The sequence below is a fragment of the Dysgonomonas sp. 25 genome (genome assembly GCF_010501075.1).
In the GTDB taxonomy this organism is placed as follows: domain Bacteria; phylum Bacteroidota; class Bacteroidia; order Bacteroidales; family Dysgonomonadaceae; genus Dysgonomonas.
This window is the reverse complement of record NZ_QVMN01000007.1, coordinates 228,945-251,725: the sequence shown is the minus strand read 5'-3', so window position 1 is coordinate 251,725 and position 22,781 is coordinate 228,945. Positions and strand designations below refer to the sequence as shown.

General features: G+C 40.9%; 14 protein-coding genes, 1 tRNA gene and 1 pseudogene. 6 read left to right on the top strand and 10 right to left on the bottom strand.

Going from position 1 to position 22,781, the window contains the following annotated elements:
- Positions 1-18: 18 nt before the first annotated feature.
- The 7 genes from D0T66_RS12310 to D0T66_RS12280 all read right to left on the bottom strand — a co-directional run bounded on the left by D0T66_RS12310 (position 19) and on the right by D0T66_RS12280 (position 12,479).
- Positions 19-1,386 carry an alpha amylase family protein gene (locus D0T66_RS12310; RefSeq protein WP_163357596.1) on the bottom strand — a complete coding sequence of 456 codons (1,368 nt, stop codon included), beginning with the start codon at positions 1,384-1,386 and terminating at the stop codon, positions 19-21.
- Between the two features lie 105 nt (positions 1,387-1,491).
- Entirely contained in the window at positions 1,492-3,210 is a 1,719-nt protein-coding gene (locus D0T66_RS12305) for a DUF5018 domain-containing protein (protein WP_163357595.1), read from the bottom strand.
- A gap of 21 nt (positions 3,211-3,231) precedes the next feature.
- Complete coding sequence (locus tag D0T66_RS12300) at positions 3,232-4,908, bottom strand: RagB/SusD family nutrient uptake outer membrane protein (protein ID WP_255489820.1); 1,677 nt, start codon at positions 4,906-4,908, stop codon at positions 3,232-3,234.
- A gap of 13 nt (positions 4,909-4,921) precedes the next feature.
- Complete coding sequence (locus D0T66_RS12295; protein ID WP_163357594.1) at positions 4,922-8,065, bottom strand: TonB-dependent receptor; 3,144 nt, start codon at positions 8,063-8,065, stop codon at positions 4,922-4,924.
- Between the two features lie 49 nt (positions 8,066-8,114).
- The gene (locus D0T66_RS12290; protein WP_163357593.1) at positions 8,115-9,200 is read right to left on the bottom strand and encodes a DUF4434 domain-containing protein; all 1,086 of its coding nucleotides are present in this window, start codon (positions 9,198-9,200) and stop codon (positions 8,115-8,117) included.
- A gap of 13 nt (positions 9,201-9,213) precedes the next feature.
- The gene (locus tag D0T66_RS12285; RefSeq protein WP_163357592.1) at positions 9,214-10,407 is read right to left on the bottom strand and encodes an AGE family epimerase/isomerase; all 1,194 of its coding nucleotides are present in this window, start codon (positions 10,405-10,407) and stop codon (positions 9,214-9,216) included.
- Positions 10,408-10,583: 176 nt separating this feature from the next.
- Complete coding sequence (locus D0T66_RS12280; RefSeq protein WP_163357591.1) at positions 10,584-12,479, bottom strand: FAD-dependent oxidoreductase; 1,896 nt, start codon at positions 12,477-12,479, stop codon at positions 10,584-10,586.
- Positions 12,480-13,193: 714 nt separating this feature from the next.
- Between D0T66_RS12280 and tssD (D0T66_RS12275) the strand changes: the two genes are divergently transcribed.
- The 5 genes and pseudogenes from tssD (D0T66_RS12275) to mobV form a co-directional block, all read left to right on the top strand.
- A complete protein-coding gene (gene tssD, locus D0T66_RS12275; protein WP_163357590.1) occupies positions 13,194-13,622 on the top strand; it encodes a type VI secretion system tube protein TssD in 429 nt (142 codons plus the stop codon).
- 14 nt (positions 13,623-13,636) lie between these two features.
- Entirely contained in the window at positions 13,637-14,080 is a 444-nt protein-coding gene (gene tssD / locus D0T66_RS12270; protein ID WP_163357589.1) for a type VI secretion system tube protein TssD, read from the top strand.
- Positions 14,077-15,141 carry a hypothetical protein gene (locus D0T66_RS12265; RefSeq protein WP_163357588.1) on the top strand — a complete coding sequence of 355 codons (1,065 nt, stop codon included), beginning with the start codon at positions 14,077-14,079 and terminating at the stop codon, positions 15,139-15,141. Before tssD (D0T66_RS12270) ends, D0T66_RS12265 begins: the two co-directional genes overlap by 4 nt.
- 6 nt (positions 15,142-15,147) lie before the next feature.
- Entirely contained in the window at positions 15,148-15,942 is a 795-nt protein-coding gene (locus D0T66_RS12260) for a hypothetical protein (protein WP_163357587.1), read from the top strand.
- 589 nt (positions 15,943-16,531) lie between these two features.
- Positions 16,532-17,246: pseudogene (gene mobV / locus D0T66_RS16455) on the top strand (MobV family relaxase); the annotation flags it as partial.
- A gap of 561 nt (positions 17,247-17,807) precedes the next feature.
- Here mobV and D0T66_RS12250 read toward each other — a convergent pair.
- On the bottom strand, positions 17,808-18,194 hold the full coding sequence (locus tag D0T66_RS12250) for a helix-turn-helix domain-containing protein (protein ID WP_163357585.1): 387 nt from the start codon (positions 18,192-18,194) through the stop codon (positions 17,808-17,810).
- 933 nt (positions 18,195-19,127) lie between these two features.
- Between D0T66_RS12250 and D0T66_RS12245 the strand changes: the two genes are divergently transcribed.
- The gene (locus D0T66_RS12245) at positions 19,128-20,858 is read left to right on the top strand and encodes a hypothetical protein (RefSeq protein WP_163357584.1); all 1,731 of its coding nucleotides are present in this window, start codon (positions 19,128-19,130) and stop codon (positions 20,856-20,858) included.
- Between the two features lie 124 nt (positions 20,859-20,982).
- On the opposite strand, the gene D0T66_RS12240 is transcribed toward D0T66_RS12245, so the two are convergent.
- Positions 20,983-22,296, bottom strand: coding sequence for a site-specific integrase (locus D0T66_RS12240; protein ID WP_163357583.1), 1,314 nt, complete (start codon positions 22,294-22,296; stop codon positions 20,983-20,985).
- Positions 22,297-22,654: 358 nt separating this feature from the next.
- Positions 22,655-22,728 (bottom strand) — tRNA-Ile (locus D0T66_RS12235).
- Between the last annotated feature and the right edge of the window lie 53 nt (positions 22,729-22,781).

Genomic DNA, 22,781 nt, shown 5'->3' with positions numbered 1-22,781 from the left:
TTATTGTCGATTTTATGATTATTTTTTAGGTTCTAATTTGTCGAATCCCTGTTTCAGGTCGTTCCAGAAATCGGACTTCTTCACATGAATCAGGTCGAAAAGGAAGTAACCGTTTCCTGCGTGATAGGCTGCATCTATCGAATTGGTCACAGATGTATGTACGTTTGTTCCGGCAGGGACATTCCAGTTGCCCACATCGGGGCCTCCGGCAAACTTGGTATCGCCCAGAATTTTGGCATCCGCTTGTTTGCAGAATCCTTCCACTGTCCATTCACCCGTTCCGTATATCTTGTCGGCAGAAGCATATGCCCCCAACAATAAGAAATCGAGATGGTCGGCATAGCCGTATTTGTTGTAATCGGCCGAAGCCCATTGCGAGTGGTATTGTGCGGTGTTGTATTTGGGGCTTGCCCAGTTGACACCGACACCGTAATAGGTCGAATACCAGCCGCCTACATATACGCCGAACTGAATATCGCCATTCACGGATTTCACTTTGGCACGGGCTTTTTCGACAAAATCGTGTATCACTTTCGCGCGGAATTCGAGCCATTTCTTGAAATGGATGGGTAGGGTAGCCGGTAAAGGATAAACAGCCGTTCCGGGTGCGACTACATCGCCGGGGAAGTTGCTGATTGTTTGACCGATATAGGCTTCGAATTTACTTTTGGTATAATCCGAGAAATCGCTTTCCAGCTCGTCGTAGCGGCAACGGTCGAGGAATATTCCGTCGAGGTCGTAAGTAGCCAAATCGCCGATGATTGTCAGCAAATAGTTCTGCACATCCTGATTCACAGGGTTAAAGAATTTTGTCCGGTACGAACCGTCAGTAATGTCCATCGTATTTTTGATGCCCGTAGTAGTGTTGAGCGAAGTTGCCCAGTTTTTCTTGGATGCATCGCGGAATAATATTCCGTCTTCGCCCAGACCATAGGCATAGGTATTGCCTCCGACAAAGGTATTGATGCCGGCATGTACTTTCAGTCCTACTTCGTGACCGGCATCGATAAAGGCTTGCAGGTAATCCCATGTCGCCGTGCGGTCGTAGAGTTTGTAGGTAGGGCCATCCCAATAGGCAACCCTTCGTACCTGATCGCAAGCGGAGGTGTTGAACAGCACATCGCCTGTTGTCGGGCGAACATCTACAACAATATCGGTGAATCCTACTTCTTTGACTTTTGCCAGATCTTCGCGGATTTTATTTTTGTTGTCGGCATAATCGGGGAAATTGGCTGCCGCGTCTATCCATACATAGCGGGGCTTTGCATCGGTTTCTTCCTCGTCGTCGGGCCATCTCCACGGCGGCGTATCGTCGTCGGAAGACGAGCAGGCAAAGATGATTGTTGTCACAAATACTAAGAGGAGGATAGAAAAAATCTTTTTCATGTTTGTTCCGTTTTTTTTGAGAAGTGATAACCCATTATTGGGTACAATTTAAAGAAGAACGGGGAGAATCCGTTCATCTCCCCATTCTTTTTCACAGAAAAAGTATTACATATCGATACAGTCGAATTGTACTCCTACAACATAACCGTTTGTAATCATAAAGTACATGTACATGTAGTATCCGTCGTCTGATACGCGTAATGCTACGTCTCCGCTACCATTACCGTTTTGTACACCACCTATGGCATTCGGGCCGTAAGTCCCTTTCGGTGCTCCCCAGATGGCACCCGAACAGTTTCCTGTTGTGCCCGAAGCACCCGGATTGCCGGAGAATCCGGATTCGGCATTGATAACCCATGCCTGGTCGGCTTGTCCCCATGTGAAACTGTTGAATTGTCCGTATGCGACATATTCGTTGTTGTTGAACATGGTGAAATCGACAGCGTTGGTGATGTAATTCGTATCAAGTACGTCCAACTGTGCTTTCACGGTATTCGTAGTTCCGTCGATACGCGTCAGGCGGTTGTTGGAATATCCGATAAGGAAATAGTCGGCATTTACGTTCGTATCGGAAGTATATACCACGTCGATATTGTCAGGGCTTGTACGGCTCCATCCCGAAACGGTTACGATATCAGGTGTGTGCGACGTCAATACTCCGCCCACGACAGTCCAGCGCGCAAATTTGGTAACGCTCGCATCATGTATAGGTGCCGTGATAATGGCATTGCCATCGATGTTCCCTTGTACAGACACTTTGCGTCCTATCGCTGTGGCACCCGAACCTGTCCAGTCGATGAACAATTGTGGTGTTCCCGTTACGGATGTAAGCTTGTAGATTTTGAACGTTCCTCCACCCGGAGAAAGGTTATTTATCAAGATATTACCTTTCGAATCGGCTGTGTTGTAGAAGTTCGTCAGGTTGCCGGTTATAGCACCTAAGTTGACTGCTCCTATCTTAGCACCCGTCTTGGCATGAATGTAAACACTTGCTTCGTTACGTGTATTGATAACAACATAATCCTTCGTCGCGGCAATACCTCCCGTAACATTCGCCGTAGTGATACCCAGATCGGCATTCAGCTGTTTGGCAAATAAGAGCTTCGCACTACCTTCGCGTATACCTTTCGTCACCTTGTTAGGGATGTCTTTCACAATGGTATATGTTTTGGTGTCGACACCGTTGTGGGCAGTCACCGTCATCTGAGGCGACGTGGATAGGTCGACGTTGTTGAAGCTGCCTCCTGTAATCGTTGCCGTGGCATGCGGATACAACTCGTACGTGATATTCACGTCCGTCAGCGCATCTGTCGAAATAATCGATATCTGGTTGCGGGCTTCGTCGATAATACCCGAGATTATTTCTCCGGTGAGATTATCCGTTACAGTCAACTCGTCTACCGTGCAACCTCTCAACTTGTACACTTCGCCTGTGATGGTTATCTGGCGCTTGCCACCATTGTAATCGGTCAGCGTAAAAGTATTTACCTGGCTCAGATCCAACACACCGAGCTCGGGGCTGATGTAGCAGTTGTTAGCCAACTTAGCCCGCACCTGCATCTTGGTGATGTCGGGTTGATTGTTCGTCTCCTCAGGATAGAACCAGGGGATTTCGATTTTGAAGTCGCTTTCATTCTCATTGGTAATGAGGTAGGTGAAAATACTATTCGGATTTTTATCGTAGCTGTAATCGCCTTCGACAAAGGTTGCCGAAACGCTCGATATAACTTTCGAAGTAGTTTCAGGAGCAATATCATCGGGGCTTTCGCAGCCAAAGAGTACGACTGATAGCCCGGCTATTATGTATAAGAATTTCTTTTTCATATCTTCGTGTGTTACAGTTTATTATCTCCATTCAGGGAATTGTTCAACCATATTGTTATTTTGTAATTCGCCCAGCGGAAGAGGAATCCGGTATAGCTTTTCAGGGAATTGGCGGTCTTGCTTGTCGCAATCCACATAGCTGTAGCGGAATACTCCGGCACTTACATTTTCTATCTTCAACCCATGCACACGCATGTTGCTGTAAGCTGTATGAGCCAATCGCCAGCGGCGCATATCCCAATAGAGGTGTCCCTCGTAAGCCAATTCCACTTTACGTTCTTGACGGATGGCATCCATCAGCGCTGTACCAGTTTTGTTGGTATATGGCAAGCTTACGCGATCTCTGATTTCTTTCACAGCCCAGTTTGCTTCCGATATGTCTGTCCCTTGATTGTTGTGGTAACAAGCTTCGGCATAGTTGAGCAATATTTCTGCGTAGCGGATAGCGATATATGGTTGTGTGCTATAGTAGTTTACGGATAAATCGTGTCCTTCGTCGAGCATCTTTCTCAGATAATAACCTGTCGTTGTACGTCCTTGAGGATCGGGGTCGTCTTTATACGAGCACCATCCGTCGCGTCCACCGATAAACGGTTCTATTGTACGACCTTTCCATGTAGCCCCGTTGTAGAGGATAGTAGCATGGAAACGTGGTTCGAGGCTTGCATACGGAGGATCGACAGTCGTGCCCGATGTGGCATGCCAAGGTGTCCAGTTAGCGAATCCGCCTGTTGCCAGTTCGAACGATTCCACCATTTCCTGTGTCGGAACGCCCATTCCGCCGCGTACTACACCAGCGTCGCCTTTCGGTGCGAATATGTCGTCGAACAAATGGTTAGGTCCTGCCAATTGGTAGTTGAATTCAAGTATCGATTCGATGTTTTTCGATTTGAAAGCATCTTTAAATACCGGATTCAAGTCGTATTTATTCAGGTCGATAACTTCCTTGGCAGCATCGCGTGCATCTTGCCAGCGCTCGGCGTATAGCATGGCGCGCGACAGCATACCGTAAGCAGCAGCTTTGTTCAATCGTCCGGCATCTTCGCCTGTGCGGTCTACGGGAAGTGTTTGTGCTGCAAACAGTAAGTCTTGATAGACAAATTCCCATCCTTCGGCCTCGGTCATTAATGGTGCATTAGGGCCTACAGCATCCAGATTTTCGTCGCGCAACACAACAGTCTTGAAGCGTTTGATAAGTTCGAAATATAAGTATCCGCGGAAATAGCGTATTTCGGCTTCTATCAGATCCTGAGTGGCCTGATCGAAACTTGCATATTTTTTGAAATCTGCATAAGTCCGGTTGACAGCCATAATGCGGTTATAGTAACTGCCCCATCCGCCGAGGAAGCTTTCGGCTGTTGTATAATCGGCTGCTGCCTGCCCGAATGCCAGTTCGTTGGCAAAAGACATGTGCGGCATGCGCGTCAATGAGCCGTATTTCAAGGTTTCGGTAGCACCTTCGGTTAGTCCGATGCGTGATTGTCCTGTTCCGTCGTTGTCGTATACGCCATAGATGCGGATATAGTGATAACAGTTGTTCAGCGCCAATTTGGCATATTCGGGTTTACTCCACAGCACTTTGTCCGATACCTTGTCGGTAGGCATGGTGTCGTTCAAAAATTCATTACATCCACTCGAAGCTAACATGGTACAAGCCAATGTTATTCCGATTACTGTTTTTCGTATATTGTATTTCATTGTTCGTTCTTTTTTAGAATGTAACACTAAGACCTGTCATAAATACTCGTTGTTGAGGATAATAACCATTTGTTACAGCCGGCATTTCAGGGTCGATACCTTTCGGCAGATGCGACCATGTCAGCAGGTTGGAGCCTTCTACATAGAACCGTACATTGTCTATTCCCGCTTTTCTGATAAGCTGCTTAGGCAATGTGTAGCCTATCTGCATAGATTTGAGACGCAGATATTCGCCGTTTCTCATCCAGAATGTCGAAGCATAACCATTGGCGTTGGTCGGTGTATTTACCGACAGACGAGGATATTTTCCGTTCGGGTTTTCGGGGCTCCATGCGCCTTTAGCCAGATAACGAGGCGAGTTTCCTGCATCTTTGAACAGGCGGGTGAAAACACTGGTGTCGTCGTGCCCGTTGAAATATACGCCTGTGAGCGAAGCCTCGCATTTAGTTGCTCCCTGGAAGAATACATTTATGTCGAAACCGTTCCAGTCGGCATATAATGTTAAACCACCTGTGATTTCAGGGATATTCGATTTGCCGAAATATCCGCGGTCTTGCTCATCGATGACACCGTCGCCGTTTACGTCTACATATTTCACATCACCCACTCTCGGACGGGTATTTCCGCGCCAAGGAGAGTTGTCGATGTCTTCTTCGCTCTTATACAAGCCGTCGGCTTTGTATATTTTGAGGCTTCCGGCAGCCGTTCCCGGTGTACGTTGATAGTCCGGAAGATCGGTTGATTCACCATATCTCAGCCAGCGGGTTTTAGCCCATCCCATATTGAATTTGGCACCGTAATTCAGCGTTTTGCCATCTACCTCATATTTGTTCTGGTGAGTAAGGATAATCTCAACCCCTTTCGAGTCTTGTCTGTCATTATTTGCGTATGTTTTGTAGTATCCGCCCATTGATGGTGAAATATTGGCATTGTTTGCTGCTAACATTTTGTAACGATAGTTATAGAATACATCGAATTCTACGCCCAACAGTCCACCCCAGAGTGTGGCATCGAACCCTATATTTGTCGAGCGGGTGTAATCCCATGTCAGGTCTATATTGGCCACCACATTCTGATACATTGTATTCACTTGGTTTCCGTTCAATAATATAGGATTGCCATATCTATACTGGCTGAGGTAAGAATATGCCGGAACACCATCGGTTCCCAACCGGCCTGCAGCTGCACGCAACTTGAGGTTGTCGATGAATTCGAAGTCTTTCATAAAGTCTTCTTCCGAGATTCTCCATCCCACGGATGCCGAAGGGAAGAATGCCCAGCGCTTATTCGAGCGGTTACCCGAGAATTTATACGATCCGTCGTAACGTCCCGATAGTTCCAGTATATATTTACTTGCATAATCGTAATTGATACGGTATACAAATCCTGCTTTGCGCCAGTGTGTGCTTGCCCCTGCAATCGGCTGATCGGCCGGTACACCGTTGCTCAACTCGGGAAGTTCGGGGAAGTCGAGGTTTTTGGCCGATGCCTGGAGGTTGTTCCATTTGTTTTCCTGTACCTCGCCCAATATCATTGCTTTGATGCTGTGGTCTTTGTTGATTTTGGTTTCGTAGTTCAGGCTTGCTTGTCCCACTAAGAAATTATTACGGCCATGCGCTTCGGTCAGCGTGATACTGCGGGCGGCACGCGGGTCGTTCTGTTCGCTATATTGCAGGTTCGGCAGGGTACTACTCGGCAGCTTAACCAACATCACTTTGTAAGGAGTAGACAGGTTTTTAGCTGTCTCGTTCGAATAGTCATACGTACCGTTCACCTTTGCACTTAGACCTTTCAGCCAAGGCACATTCCATTCCAACGAAACGTTGGTCTGTATTTTCATCGTATTGTTTTTGTATTTACCCGATTCATTGATGGCTGCAATCGGGCTGTTTGGCTGTGCCAATGTGTTACCCGAGGCCGTGTACAAACCGTTGTATTGCACCGGAATGAAAGGCATGCTGGCGATTGTCTGTCGGGCAATCGACATCCAGTGGTCGTCTCCTCCGCTGCCGGAGTTTCCTCCTGCGGCAAATGCCGGGGAATTGCGGTCACCTCTGATACCCGAAACATTGACTGTCATTTTCAGGTTTTTAGCCACTTCTGCATCGACCTTAGCACGCAGATTGTATCTTTTGTACGAAAAACGGTCGATGTTACCTTGTTGATCCATATAACCTAACGATGCGTAGTAGTTGAATTTTTCTGCACCGCCTGTCAGGGTTATATTATGTTGCTGATTATGGCCTGTGCCGAAAACTTTGTTTATCCAGTTGGTGTTCGCCCATCCGTCGGAGTCGTCGCCATTGGTCATCATATCGATGTGCTGTTGGGTGAAAATTGCCTGTCCGCCGTCTAATTCCAATCCCCTGTTGTAGTAGTAAGCATATTCGGGTCCATTGAGGAATTTAGGGAAATTAGCATTCTTCGAGATACCGAATGAGCCGTCGTAGGTTATTTTCGATTCTCCTTTTTTCCCTGATTTGGTGGTGATGATGATTACCCCTCCGGCACTACCCAAACCATATACGGCTGCTGAAGATGCATCCTTCAATACCGAAACGGTAGCAACGTCGTTCGGGTTGATGTCGTTGATTGCACGCGGGATGCCATCGACGATGTAGGTGGCTCCGATACGCGAACCACGAATGTAGAGGGCTGCATTATCCATCCCCGGCTGTCCCGATTCCTGCCGCGATGATACGCCCGGAAGGCGTCCGCCTAATACGCTGGAAATGTTGGTCGAAGGAGTGGTAAGGATGTCTTTCCCGTCGATTTGCGATACTGCCGCCGTCAGCGACGTTTTCTTTTGTGTACCATATCCTACAACGATGACTTCGTCTAAGATATCTTCTTTGGCACTCAATGTCATATTTATAGTTGTCCTTCCGTTCACAGCTACTTCTTTGGTTGTGTAGCCTACGTAAGAGAATACTAAGGTAGCATTGTTGGTAGCCGAAATTTGATAGTTGCCGTCGATATCGGTCATTACCGCATTAGAGGTCCCCTTTTCGGAAACACTAGCGCCAATCAGAGGTTCATTGTCACCGTCGACAATTTTCCCCTTAACATTCAGCTGAGCTTGCATGCTTGTAAAGAGAAACAAGCATCCTAACAATAGGCTGAATTTCATCCAGATTTTTGATTTTAGTTTTTGCATAGCTTAAGCAATTTAAGATTTAGAATAAATCCTTATTTAATGTAATTGTTTATAACCCAAAGTGTTCGCGATAGCGCTCGTACAAATGCCCTGCCTGTAGGTAAGTCGAATTGGGGCTCATGAAATGAGAGAATTCGAATGTGATGGCGTCTTCCATTCCCGCCTTACGCGCAGCTTCTAATTTGTAGAGCATTTTCTCCCATTTGATGGGTAAGAAACGTATAGGCATATCGCGGTCAAAAGATTCAAGATTTGTCCAGCATCGCATGTTGTATTTGGTTGCTAATTGCTTGTTTATCACAAGATAATCGTAGAGTTCATGATAATCGACCTGTCCGTCCTGGAAAGCCAATATATCAACAGCACCTTGTACATTTCCCAGAATTTCGTTCCATTCGTCTTCGTGTTCTTTCACGCTCAAAGCCTTGTCGCCGCTCATCACCTGATCGGTTTTCACGCCATGTATGTATGGCGAAACCATCGTTGTCAGGTTGCCCGATATGGCTTTGGCATGCTTGCCTACGTCGGCATAGATGCGCGACATGTTTTTCGTTCTTCGGCTAACTTCCTGAGATAAATACCACCCTTTAAAAGACTTATGATGTCCGTACTTTTTCCACACTTCGTCAATCAGCCTTAAATTTAAGTCAATTTCTTTTTGAAATTGCCCTTCTATCCAATATTTTCCCGAATCGTACATGCCAAAGTAATAATTCATATCATATTTGTCGGCTAAATAGAGGAACATTTCGACTAAATCGACAGGCGGATAATATACGTCTTCCGATTTAAGGATCGTCTCGAATGGTGCAGCTATCCATTTGGCAAGCCCCGAGCGTATCATCACCACAGTGTTGATGCCGACAGCTTTCATAGCAGCAAAGTCTTTGTCCCAATCTTTTACACCCCAGTTCTGATGCGGAATGTCCCAGCTCACCTCGTCTAAGAAAGTGGCGTGGATGGGCATCCCTTTCAATAGCCCCGGCGTAGCGAAATCGGGCATTCCGGAAGGTATCGTCCGGAATTGCTCGTCGACCTTGCTGAGGCTTTTGTTTACAGCAAATAATTTCTGTCCGGCAACGAGTGCACCAGATGCCAACGCTCCTTTCAGAAAATTACGGCGATTGTTATTCATAGTATTCGATTAATTATATGGTTACTTGTTCTTCTTTCTTCTGTTGTATGAGGGCAAGCGTCTGCCAGCATTGATAGAGGGCGCGCGGAACGTGGAAGCATCCTTTCCATTTGCCACCTTTCAGTGGGAGCAATACTTCTCCTTGCCGGTTGAGGTAGCCGAACCATTCGGGGTATTCTTTGTCGGCAAAGTGTTTCCAGGTATATTCGTGCAGTTTCCCGAACCATTTCAGGCAATCCTCGTTATCGGTCAGATAATAGCCTTTCAATAAGGAGATAAGGCTTTCGAGGTGTACCCACCAGAGTTTCTGATCCCATTCCAGTTCGTGGCGCGGATAACCCAGCCTGTCCATGAAGTAGAAAATACCTCCGTGCTCTTTGTCCCAGCCATATTCTATCGTGGTGAGGGTTATTTTTACGGCCTTCTCTATGAGGTCTTTCCTGTTGAGGCGCACGCCGAGGTCCATAATAAACCACATGGCCTCGATGGCATGCCCGGGATTCAATAGGCGTCCGTCGAAGGTGTCGGATAATTGCCCGTCGGCGGTGACGTTTTCTACGATAATCCCTCCGAGTTCGGGACGGTAGAATACGTCCATCACTTCGTGTATGCAATCGTCCATCACTTTGGTCATAAAATCCTTATCGAGCAGGTGTTCTATCTCGAGGGCGAGGTTGCACAATATCATCGGTAGGGCAAACCCTTTCAGGTTGCGTGTTCCCGGATGCGCTTTATTCCATTTCCCTTTTGGATTTCCTACTTTGGATAATACAATGTCGAATGTCTTTTTGGCTATGTCGGCATATTCCTGTTTGCCGGTTGCGAGGTTCAATTGTCCGAATGCCATCGTAGCAAAGGTGTACGAGAAAATGTTGTACGGCTCAATCAACGGTTCTCCTTCGCGGGTGAGCGAGAAGTACCAGTTGAGGTTGCCGTCGTGCCCGTACTTTTTCAGGAATTCGCCTCCTTGTATGGCACAATTGAGCCACTCCTGCCGTTTCTCTACTTTGTTGTAGAGCATCGAGAACATCCACACTTCGCGTCCTTGCAACCAGATGAATTTATCGGTGTCGTAAACTGCACCTTTCCTGTCAAGACATGTGAAATAGCCTCCAAACTCTTTGTCCTGTGACTTTTCGAGCCAGAAAGGAAGAACCTTCTCGAATAGTTCGTCCTTGTATTGTTTTGCCAGTTCTTTAAAATTCATATCCTTGATTTTTAGTGAGTATTAGATTTATTGTCAGGTTCAGATAAAAAGTGAGATACCGGAAAGAGGTCTTAACAAAAAGATTATTGAGTATGAATTAATCTGTTCTTATAGACTCGTTATATTATTATCTGAAAATGGAGAATTCGAAAAATCCTTCTTCTCCGGTATCTCACCTATTTTTTGATCTCCCCTTGTATGTCTACATCTTTGCTGTCGAATGGGTTGAGAAATGCATCTATCAGCACTGCAAACTGGCCTCTTTTTATATTGTTGGCGGCCGATAGAGTCCCGAATCCGTATTTTTCGAACAGCTGCCTGCTTTCGGCTTCTATATCCTGTGGCAGTTCGATATTTTCTTTTTCAGCAATTGCTTTGATTAAATTCAGGCTTTCGTTTACGCTTATTGTTTTCCCCGGGAAGTTTACTGGTACGGATGGATAAAACGCTGCCAATCCTTCCAGTTCGGTTGCGAGTAAGAGGTCATCGGCGCGTAGCCATGTCTGGTTCGACCAGTCGACACTCTTTCCTGTTCCGCGCAAGATTCCGGCTGCCCCTATCCGTTGGTACGGTTTGAATAAAGGACTTCCGACAGGAACGTCGAGATAAGGCATTAAATAGCCATTTGCAGACAGAATCTCGCGCTGAACATCCCGTACATTCACGTTATGGATAGCTAACTTATTTTTTACGGCAAGCGAAGCCAATGTTCCCGCAGCCTGACCTATTTGCAACACTACGGGTTGCAGGCGCGTTGTTCCGTTGACGATATTGGATACGGAAATCGATTTTTCCGCCACTATCAATCCTTCCACGTCTTTAGGTATCAATGTACCCAATGGCAGCCCGTAGGATGGGATAGGGTGGAAGTGCAGGTCGGGCAGGATTTCTTCGCCTGTATATTTTTTGTGGTGATGGTCGACAGGGTAGTCGCCTACGCCGATGGTAGTACGATATAATTTGGTTTCCTGCTCGAATGGGTTAGTGATGTCATTCAGCTGGAAGCGTACCAAACCGTGTATACGCCTCGATTCGCGATGGTAAGGGATAAATGGAAGTTTATCTTCGGTTGGGTATTCGTCGTCAGCCAATCCTAAGTTGTTCAGTCCCAATTCTGTTTGCAGGAAATAGAGGTAACATAAGGTATGGTTTTTAGCCTTTTTCAATGCTTCGGTGCGTTCCTCCGGCGTCATTTCTATGATATTCAGATAGAAATCGTTGCCTTCGAGCGGCCAGTTGATCATATATTTAGCCTTTCCGTTGAGGGTAGGAAGCTTCCCGTAATTCATCATTTCGTCGCGGTTCCATACCACGCGCTCCGGCTCTAAAGGTGAAACGCATAGTGGATTGATGCAAGTGCAGAGGTACTGCGACGGATCGTAACCTTCGGGCTTGGCGATAGTCATGTCGCGGTCGTATTCTTTTAGTATGGCAACATACGTCAAATCCTGTATGATGCCGTTAGCTTCTGCGGGGGCAATGTCTTCGTGCGTAATCTTCTGGCTTTCCATGCCGATGTCGTATTTCACACCACACATTTTGGCTATATCGCCCAATTCGGTAGCATCTATCAGGATGGTTGCTTCTATGGTTTTAGTGTCGCCATTTTGGGTTGTTACTTCTACTTTCCATTTTTCGCCTTCTTTTTGTACGGTCTTGACTTTTGCTTCGAACCAGATATCGAGGTTTTCTTCTTTTGCAGCCATCGACTGAAATATCTTGTTGCCGACCGATGGTTCGAACAATACATTGCTGACCCATCCGGTTTTGAGTGCTTCCAATCCTCCGTAATGGTTGGCCAGCGCTTCGCGAAATTCGCCCCATAAGCCTCCCGGCATGCGGTAGTTGCCATCGGTGGCGCTTACTCCTGCCGAAGTCAGCATGCCTCCCAGCCAAGTGGATTCTTCTATAATCAAGGTCTTGCTACCCATGCGGGCAGCCTGTATTCCTGCCGTTGTTCCACTCGCTCCTCCGCCGATGATGAGTATTTCTACTTTGTGTGGTTCTGCTGAATTACACGATAAAAGTAGTAGGGCGAATAAAACGGGTGTTATGTTTTTAAATATTTTCATAATGATTAGGCGATGAAGGTTGTTCTTTTCTGTCTAATTAGCGAATAAAATAAAAAATTATATATTTTATTACCTTATTATGCAACAAATATATAAATATTTATTTAAAATAAGTTTTGTTTAATAAAATATTTTAATAATGAAGAATGTTTTTTGTGATTATCTTATAAATGTCTTCTTCTATTATATAATAATAAAAGATAAATAGGTCTATCTATATTTATAAGTTGGTATGTGTATAAATAAGGCATAAAAAAAAGCAGCAAATCGATTGATTTACTGCCTCATGTTTTCTTGTTTTGTTCTGCTCAACTCTGCTTCTTTGTAACTATTCTTGTCACTTTAGCTTCTGCTTTCGCTGTCTCTGTAGTCCCAGGCAGATTTGAATAGCTTGGGATAAGACAATGTAGATTAGATTCTTATAGATGGGAAATTTCTTTATTCACACGAATTTTACATAAGCTAAAAACAACTGCCGTTCGTTAACGGATATGCATTATTTTAACTAATAGCAAAGATAAATAATCGGCTATTAAATAGCAATACTAAAGCCTCTTTTTTACTAGATAACTTTGATATTACACTGCATTTTGCAAATAGATTTACAAAATCATTTGTGCATTTTTTGGCAAAACTGTTAAAATATTTATATCTTTGAGGTAATGAAGATCTGATCTTACAAGATCCAATGTCTAACCAAACTAAAACACAATTATGTTTTCACACAAAAGTTTCTTAAAAATTGGGACTGTTTCCTCTGCGGGAAATATCTTTGACTTAACTAAAAATGGTTACGAATTAGCCAGTTGCAATTATTCTTTCCTGAAAAATATAGATAACAAAGGACAGGTACAATCAAGGGCTGCCGGAGGAATAATCGAAATTAACATTTCGGCATTACCTTCAAATGAGTTGATTACATGGGCTTTGAATTCACGTTTGTATTTACCCTGTGAAATCACATTCTGTGATGAATCGGGGGTTTCATTAGAAAAACTTGAACTAGAGGATGTTGCTTGCATTTCAATGGATATCAGCTATGCTCGCAGTGGCTCCTCTTATATCTCCACGTCATTGGTACTGAGTGCAAAGACCATAACAATAGGGAGTATAACATACGAAAGTAAATGGGTTAACAAATAAAAATTGGAACAAACATGAATTTAAAAGACGGACTAAACAAAGCGGCTTCATTATTAAGTTTTCCTTTGACTGACAGTAATGTAACTGTATGGCTGCAAATAGACGGACATGAATACGAAGTAGAACAGTTTAAAATAGGATTTAGCCAACCAACTGATTATAAAGGTGAACCCCAAGCTGAAACAAAAGGCGGACAACTGATGGTAACTTTGAGTGAAGCTCTACCCGATTCCTTTTATGAGTGGGCTATTAAACCAGGGCTATACAAAGATGGAGCTGTCAATTTCAAGATACAGACAGGAGGTGCTCCTCTATGGATGAAGTTCTTTCGGGCAGCTTGTATTAGCTTTGGTAGGGAAGTCAGTGAAAATGGAGGAGGTTTGTCTACAAGACTTGTTATCTCTCCAGAGCGAATAATGATAAACGGAGTAGAACATGATAATCTTTGGGTAGAATGAGCAGACCAAATGAACAACATTCCATGATACCTGAGGTGGTATATTGGGAAAAAGTTAGAAAAAATGAGTCATACAGAGGATTTGTGATCTACAATGACGGAACGATTTCTTATGTGCTACCGGAAGTAGTAGTCACAGCAAGGCAAACAACCGAGAGTATGGGTAAATATACTCAATACACCATGATACCCAGTGTGAAATATATCGAACGTCCAATACCAGGAATAAAGATTATGAATGATAAAATTCAATTTGATAATGGAGCGTTGGAAGTTAAGATGGATACACAGATACAACAGGGGATATTCAACCTTTCGGTAAACCATATGATGATTGATGCCTTTGAAAGGCATTTTCAGCAAAAGGAATATAATAGGGTAAAGAAAGATCTGGGAATACTAGCCTTAGGTCTCACGTCTCCCGATCAGGTAAATGTAGAGAAGTCTTTGCTACAAAGGGAATTTAAACAGCTGAAGCAAAAAGTCCTAAACAATACGTTGAAGCCCGAAGATATACATATTTTTGATTATCCCTCTATCAAAAAAGAGATTGGCTATTATTTCTATATACAACATATTAAGGAAAATCCCCATCTTAACCCCAAGCATAGTGGATACATAGGTATGGCAAATGCTGTCGTCAATGCAGGGTTATCTTATGGAACAATAGCAACTTATAATAAAAGTGCATGGCTTAACATTCGTAATATGAAATATTATAAGCACAACTTCAATGGCAATCAGCATATGACTAAACCAATGTTAGCAGAAGGAAAAGCGCGAGCTTTAAAAGCATCTAAAGCTTTCGGAAAATTAGGTACAGGGTTGACTTTAGTAAGCATGGGAGGTACAGGTGTTCAATATTGGAACGATGAAATAAATACGGCACAATTTGTGGCTGAAGAAACTTCGTCATTTATTTCTTGGAAATTGCCTTTTCCTTATGGTGCGGCATGGGGATTAGGTTGGGAAGGTGGTAGATTAATAACAGAGACCGAAGGTTATCAAAATTTCAAATATTATTACATTCTGCCCTGGCGAAGAGAGCAATTTGGATATTGAAAAAGCATGAAAAAGTACGAAAAAGTTTTGTTAGATAAATCGCAAAGAAGAAACTACTATTTACTTGCACAGGCATTCTTTCTATTGGCAATGATTCCAATATTCATAATAATTGCTGATTGGCTAGGATTATTGTCAGAGAGTGCATCAGAAGATAGAAAATATAATCTTATATATTTGATGACTATTCCTATGTTGACTGTAGCCATTTATGATTATATCCGGCTTAAGCGGGCATTAAGGTATAAAATACTTGAAATAACATGCTCTACATCTGAATTTAAAGAAACTTTAAAGAGGACGATTCGAGAGCTTGATTTACTAGTCGAAATAAATGAAAACGGCTATTTCAAAGCTTATTCGAACTTCGATTTTATGGGAGTGCAAGGTTTTATGATAACAGTTATCCGAAAAGAAGATAAAATATTATTTAATAGCATTCTAGATCCTAATAGATATACTTTAAGTGCAACATGGGGACGAAATAGAAGAAACTATCAAATATTCCTCAAGAATCTACGAGATGTATTAAAAGGTGAACCAGCGAAACGAAAACCAGAAAAAATAGAAAAAGAATGGTCTGCCAAACGTATATTAATTCGGCTCATTTCTTATCCATTTTGTATATTTCTGATAGGATTAGGAATTTATAGTCTTTTATCACCTATAAATTGGAAATCTGGACTAGTCGGAATAGGTGTAATAAGTTTTGCATCGTTCTATCTCTACATGGATTTAAAGGTAATTATTAGAGATTACAGAAAAAAGAAATGGAGAAAAAACAAAGATTTTGATAACTAATACTTTTCTATTTAGAATATTTAAACTACAAGTATCTACTTGTAGTTTTTTTGTCATTATATAGCGACTTATATCGTCATAAATGGACTTATCTGTCCACCGATTTAGAATAATCTCATTTACTGTATTCTTTTGTTGAAATAACAAAAAATATAGTGATTATGTGCTATTTATCCGATGCAATTTTCATTCTTGAATCCTCCTTTTCCGCTCGTCGGGAGGAGTGGTCTCCCCCCTTGCCGCTGGGCGTTCCCCGACCGATGAATTATTGTGTTGTTTTATTTGTGGCATCTCGATATAATGATAACTCTTTGTCTTTTGCGGGGAGCATATTCTTTAAGCGTATAAGGCTTCGTATAAATCCGTGCTGCGCTGCGACTACGGTACTTTGTAAAAGACCTAGCTTATTAGGGCATTTTCTTGACGATGCGTTTCACTTCTCTAAAAATGCCCCAATAAGCCAAAGGCGTGCCCCCTTTGGAATCCTGCGGTATGATGATAATGGTAAGAGGTTATTGTTAGTTATCATGGCTGTTTCTATAATTGCTTTTTGTGTTTGGATAGATATAAATATTGAAAAGGTATTTATATGGGATATGTAGTATTACATATGCAAAAGGCTAAAGGTAGCGGAGGAGATTCAGGGATGAGTAAGCATATAGAACGTGACAGGATTCCAGAGAATGCGGATGAAGAGAGAACACACCTGAATAAAGAGTTGGTTGAGTTTCCCCAAGGGGTAGAGAAGCGAAGTGAGGCTATTGCTTACAGGATAGAGCATGCGGATATAAAACGAAAGATAGGCAGTAATCAAGTCCGGGCTATCCGTATTATTTTATCGGGTTCAGCAGAGGATATGAAAAGAATACAGGAGAATGGTTTATTGGATGGTTGGTGTAATGATAGTTTGGATTGGGTAAGGGAGACTTTCGGTAAAGAGAATTTAGTCTCTGCGGTTTTGCATATGGATGAGGCTACTCCGCATATTCATGCCACTATTGTTCCTATTGTGACAGGGGAAAGAAGAAAGGCGAAGAGGGAAAGGGAGGTAGAGATAAAAAAAGAAAGTGAAAATGTTAGTATAGAGCATAGTACAGATAATAACACACATAAACCTAAAAAAAGGTATCGGAAGAAAAAGACTGATACAGTCCGTTTATGTGCGGATGATGTAATGGCAAGGGATAAGCTGAAAGGATATCAGGATACCTATGCTCAAAAAATGAAAGTTTATGGTTTAGAGAGGGGGATAGAGGGTTCTACAGCAAGGCATATAGCGAGTTCGCAGTATTACAGGGATTTGTTTGCCCAGAAGAATGATATACAGGAAAGTGTACAGTCTTTGTCTGTTCAAAAAGAAGAGGTACAGGAGAAGATATACGATCTTTATGAACAAAAAGATGAAATTAAGGGGGATTTCCTAACTATTCACCAGAAGTTAATGGAAAAGGAGAAAGAGCTTAAATTGCTGCTCGAAAAAATCAAAGAGGCTGAGAGGATGCTTGATCCTGATAATATCCGAAAGGACTTGAATCTGATTAAAACGATGTTTCCTGAGATACCGAGATTATTGAGGTGGGCGTATTTTTGTCTAAGCACAGGGCTTTCACAGGAGCAAACAAAGCAATTACTAAATAACCAACCTATAACTTTTACTGGTAAGTTATATTCGAAAGAGCATAATAAGTATTTCGACTTAACGGAGGCGAAAGTTTCTTTCATTAAGGATAGTCAAACAAGCAGATATGTTTTAACAGTAAACAACACACCAATACAAACGTGGTTCAAAGCAGAAAATAGCAGATTCGTTAAAAATTTGGGTGTATCGGAAAATACAGAACGAAAGGGACGGAAAATATAAGTTGCTATTTTTTCTTCTCTTTTAAAAATTGTTCCATCAACTGAATCTTTTCATCTTTTTCTTTCAGAAGTCTTTCATATAAATCTTTAACTGTTTCTAAGGGGTTTATAAAACAGTCTCCGTTTACGGTGTTTATTGTATTATTAAAGAAATTTTGGATAGTTGATTCGTGGTCGTATTCTTTTATTAATTCGACAGGAACACCCAGAGCCTTTGACACTTTTTGCAAAGTCTCTTCATCTAATTCCTCTTTGCTTTCCATTCTAGATACAAATTGCTGATTAGTATTCATCTTATCAGCTAAATCGTACTGATTCAACCCTATAATACGTCTTATTTTTCTGATATTTTCTCCGTGATGTTTACTGTTATTCTCTTTAGCTGTATCCATAATTATATATTAAATTGAAAACAAATTCAAATATAGAAAATAATATTTAGTATCCTTTTTAGAATGGTCATGTATTTTTACTCATTTCTAACAATTACATTATTATAAGATATCCTTAAACAGCTATTTATATCGAATATAAATACTTTTTTTTTACTCATTTATCCTTCGTATTTTTGGCTTGTAATAAAAGATAAAAGAATATCTACTATCTTTGCTAAGTCTGATTATGACAGGCGTAGATTATAGAGAAAAGATATTAAGCGTTTAGCTGATTCGGTGTAGAACAAAAGTCCAAATTTAGTAGAAGCACTAAGAAGCAGTAGAACGCCAATCCCGTCTTATCATATAGGGCGGGAGGCGTTTCCTGTTTGTGCTTCGGGGCTTGGACTCCCTGTTCTGCGGATAGGTTAATGTCCTCCCGCTTTTTTTTATTTTATTGTCTGCATTAGGAAAGGACAGCAGATGAATATAATTATTTTATTTATGCCTAACAGAAAACAAGACCCAAAGACCAATTCAAACCTGAAAGTTTACTTATCCCTTATTGAACTGCGACAACTGGAAATAAGTCAATCCATATTTTTATTAAAGGAACAAATCAAAAACGATAGTTTATTAAAGGATTTAGAGAATATTGAAAAGAGCCTGAATACAATGCATACTTTATATACAATGAGTATACTAGATATATTAAGTACGGAGCAGGATAGGATAAATATTATAAATGATATACCAAGAGGAAGCAATTCTTTCCAACTATAACACTGTTTAATTTTACGACGCTATTGCCCACAAGCAGAGATATAGGCGAATCTATGAAGATTCGCCTATTATTATATATATATTTTAATTGTGAATTTTTACAAATAAATGTTATCTTTAAACTATATTATTGTATAGACCTAATTCGTATTAATTACAAATAATAAGATGTTCTATATATATGCTTCTTACTCTGCAATCTATGGTGAGAAGATTCCATCAGTAAGGGAATTACTTTCTCAAACAGATATCAGCCCGACTTTATTTCTTAAAGTCGCACTTCATATTAATGCACAATTATCTAATAAAGATGATACAAAAAAAGTAGATTCATTCTTATTTGATCTTTTCTTTCATAGAATACCTGATTATGATAAATATCTTTTATCAAAGTTCAAAAAGAAAGTAGAAAGAGAAGGAAGTACTACCATTTTATTTAATCCGCTTGGAATAGTAGAACTGATTCATCAGTTACTATTATGTTATAATGGACTTCCAATAGTAAGAGACACAAAGCCTAATGATGAATTGATCTTATATAAAATCATTTTAATAGCAAACGATACCAGAACTATCCACGATGACGAAAAAATTGAAAGAGGCTTTGCTGAGGCAAGAAGAGAACCTGACTTTTTCTTTCAAAGAATGAATTGGGGGTTTATTCTCAAAAATTCAGAGGTGCAACACAACTTAAATTTATTTTATGAGTCTTTTAAAACGATGTCAATATTAAATTATTTTGAGGAATCTAAAGACTATAAAGAATATGTTGATAATTATAAATTGATCAAGGATATCCAAATTTCGTGGGAATTTGTATTCAATTTTCTCAGATTATACACAGACCTTCATGTTAAAGATGAAAAAGAATTGGGACACATACAATATTCTTTTTCTGTTGATGATTCCCTTACTGCTTTTTTCGATAACTTATGTCTGGATATAATAGATTATCAGACAAATATTGAGAAACAAAAAAGATATATAGGAATCAAAGAAAAACCACTAATTAAAAAGGGCAATACATATTATATTCTAAGTTGGAGATTATTATCCAACCAAATATACACTGGATTTATATTTGATTTTTATAATAATTCATCAATAAATTGTAAACACCTCAATTTTGGAGATTTTAAATCATTTATAGGGCAAAATATAAGTGAGTCAGCTTTTTTTGTTCCCATCATTAAAAGTATTTTTCAAGATAGAAAGGGTTTTTATACTATACATAATAGTGATATTAATAAAAATTTACCAGACTTTTATGTTCGGAATGGAAAATATATATTCTTATTTGAATATAAGGATAGCTTAATGCCTGATAAAATACATAATAGTTATGATTTTAAAGAAATACAAGAACACATAGACAACACCTTTGTACAATCAAGTAGAGGTCGAAAAAAAGCAGTTTTGCAACTAGCAGACTACATAAATGGAATAAAGGAAAATAGATACAAAAAATATGATGATTACTTATTAAAAGGAATAAAAGAAAGGAATTTAGTTATTTATCCAATTATTATATACACTGACTATAGATATGAATTATCAGGGCTTAATGATTATTTAAACCAAAAGTTTAAGAATAATATAAATATGGAAGATAACAGAATTAAAGATTTGACTATTATTAATCTCGAATTTATAGTTACGAATTTTACCCGTTTAAGAAATAAAGAACTTGATTTGAAAAGACTAATAGATAATTACCATAAAAAGATTAAATCAGACGCAAAATCTTTTGAAAAAAGAAAAGGCGAAGACAGATTTTTAAATTTATATAGGAGTTTCGAATTATTTTACTACAAATATTATCCCAATAAGCCAGACAAAAGAAGTCTAACATCTTTATTTGATTGCCTAGGTTTTACAAAAAAAACTTCAAAATTATGAATCTTATCGAATGCTAAATTTGCATAGCTAAAATATTAAGGAGTTACAATAGATATTGTAACTCCTTATTTGTTCAACAATATAATTTGATTCCGAGATTAGAGATAAATTTATTGGTTTCTACTTAATATCTATAATCTATTCCCTTTATTTGCTTTGATAGCTGAGGCTGTATTTGATTTTGAGGGTTTGGAGTAGTTAGCGTTAGATTAAGCTTAGATTCTACTTCGCTTATCTCCGCCTGTACTTTTTCATTGAGGATTTTAGCGTATATCTGTGTGGTTTTGATATCGGTATGTCCTAGCATTTTAGATACACTTTCGATGGATACTCCTTTGGTCAGCATGAGGGTAGCGCAGGTATGGCGTCCGCAATGGCTCGTCAGGTTCTTATCGATACCGCAAAGGGCTGCTATTTCTTTGAGGTAACGGTTCATGCATTGACAGGGTGCAACTGGGAAGATAGTGTTGTTAGTATTCTCTTGATTGTTATTATTTTGATAGTAGTTCGTATTTAGATATTTCTCAATAATTTGTTTTGCTTGTGAGAGCAAGGGTATAAAGGATTGGTTGCCTGTTTTCTTTCGGTCTTTGAGAATGTATTCTTTGCCGTTCTGGTCGGTGATGATATGTCGGGGTGTCAGGTGTTTTACGTCTATATAGGATAGTCCTGTGAGACTGCAAAAGATAAAGATGTCCCGGGTTTGTTCGAGGATTTTATTTTGAAAGGGGGTGTGGAGGATTTTGGCGAGTTCGGTTTCGGTGAGGTATTTGGGGTTGGTGCGTTTGGAAGAGAGGGTGATGTTATAGAAGGGATCACGGGTGATGTAATTGCATTTGAGGGCATCGGTTATAACTTGTTTAAGGTAACGCATATGGCGCACCATGGTGTTGTGTCCGCAGCCTCCGTCTGAGAGCAGATAAATTTCATAGTTATGGATAAAGTCGTAGTTGACTTCTTTGATATGGATGTCTTTTTGTTTATAGGTGGTTTGAAGGTAGTGTTGTACTTTTTTCTTGGTGCATTGGTATTTTTCTACGGTGTCTTGGGTAATGATGGTTTTGGCTAAGGCTTTTTTCTGTTTTATGAGTTTATCGAAGAGGGTTAGAAGGGTGTATTGGTCTTGGTTTTTGCCGTGAAAGGCATCGCGTACCATTTCTACGGTTATGTGTGTGTTGGTTTGGTAGAGGGTGGTATAGGTTGCTTCGAGTTTCTTTTCTATGAGGGCGAGGGTGTTATTGGTTTCTATGGCTTGGGTGCGTTTGGTATTCATTCGGTTGAGTGTGGGATTCCATAGTTCGGGGGTATGGATGTTTATACCGGTTGTGAAGTCGAGGGTTTTGTGGTTGATGGTGATGCGTGCCATAATGGTAATTGAGCCGTCTTTATTGGGACGGGTTTTACGGATGAAAAAGGTTTGAGACATTTTGTGTTTCATAAGTGCATTTTTTTGAGTTAGTAATTTTTTGCTTTATACTTTCTTTACGAAAGTATTGGTTTGGTCAAAATAATGCAGTAGACAGTCAGCGACAGGGGACACCCTACTGTGACAGTTTGGTTTTCAGTATTTTGCTCGTTTTTCGTGTGAGTAAAAGGGGGTGTTTTCATTCACATGTTTTTTCACATGATGCGGTGGCGGAACGTGTCCTTTTTGGGTGGTTTATTGTCTTATTCTTATCTTTTTCTGATTCGTTAAGACATAAAAAAAACACCTATAAATCTCCTGATCTATAAGTGTTTGTCTTTTATTGTCTCTTTGTAGAGTGCGTTTGTCACTCTTGCTTTCGCTGTATCTGTAGTCCCAGGCAGATTTGAACTGCCGACCTCTACATTATCAGTGTAGCGCTCTAACCAACTGAGCTATAGGACTGGCTTTTGTCTCTGCCGGATGACTCCAGCTTGTCTTTTTTATTGTAATTCATA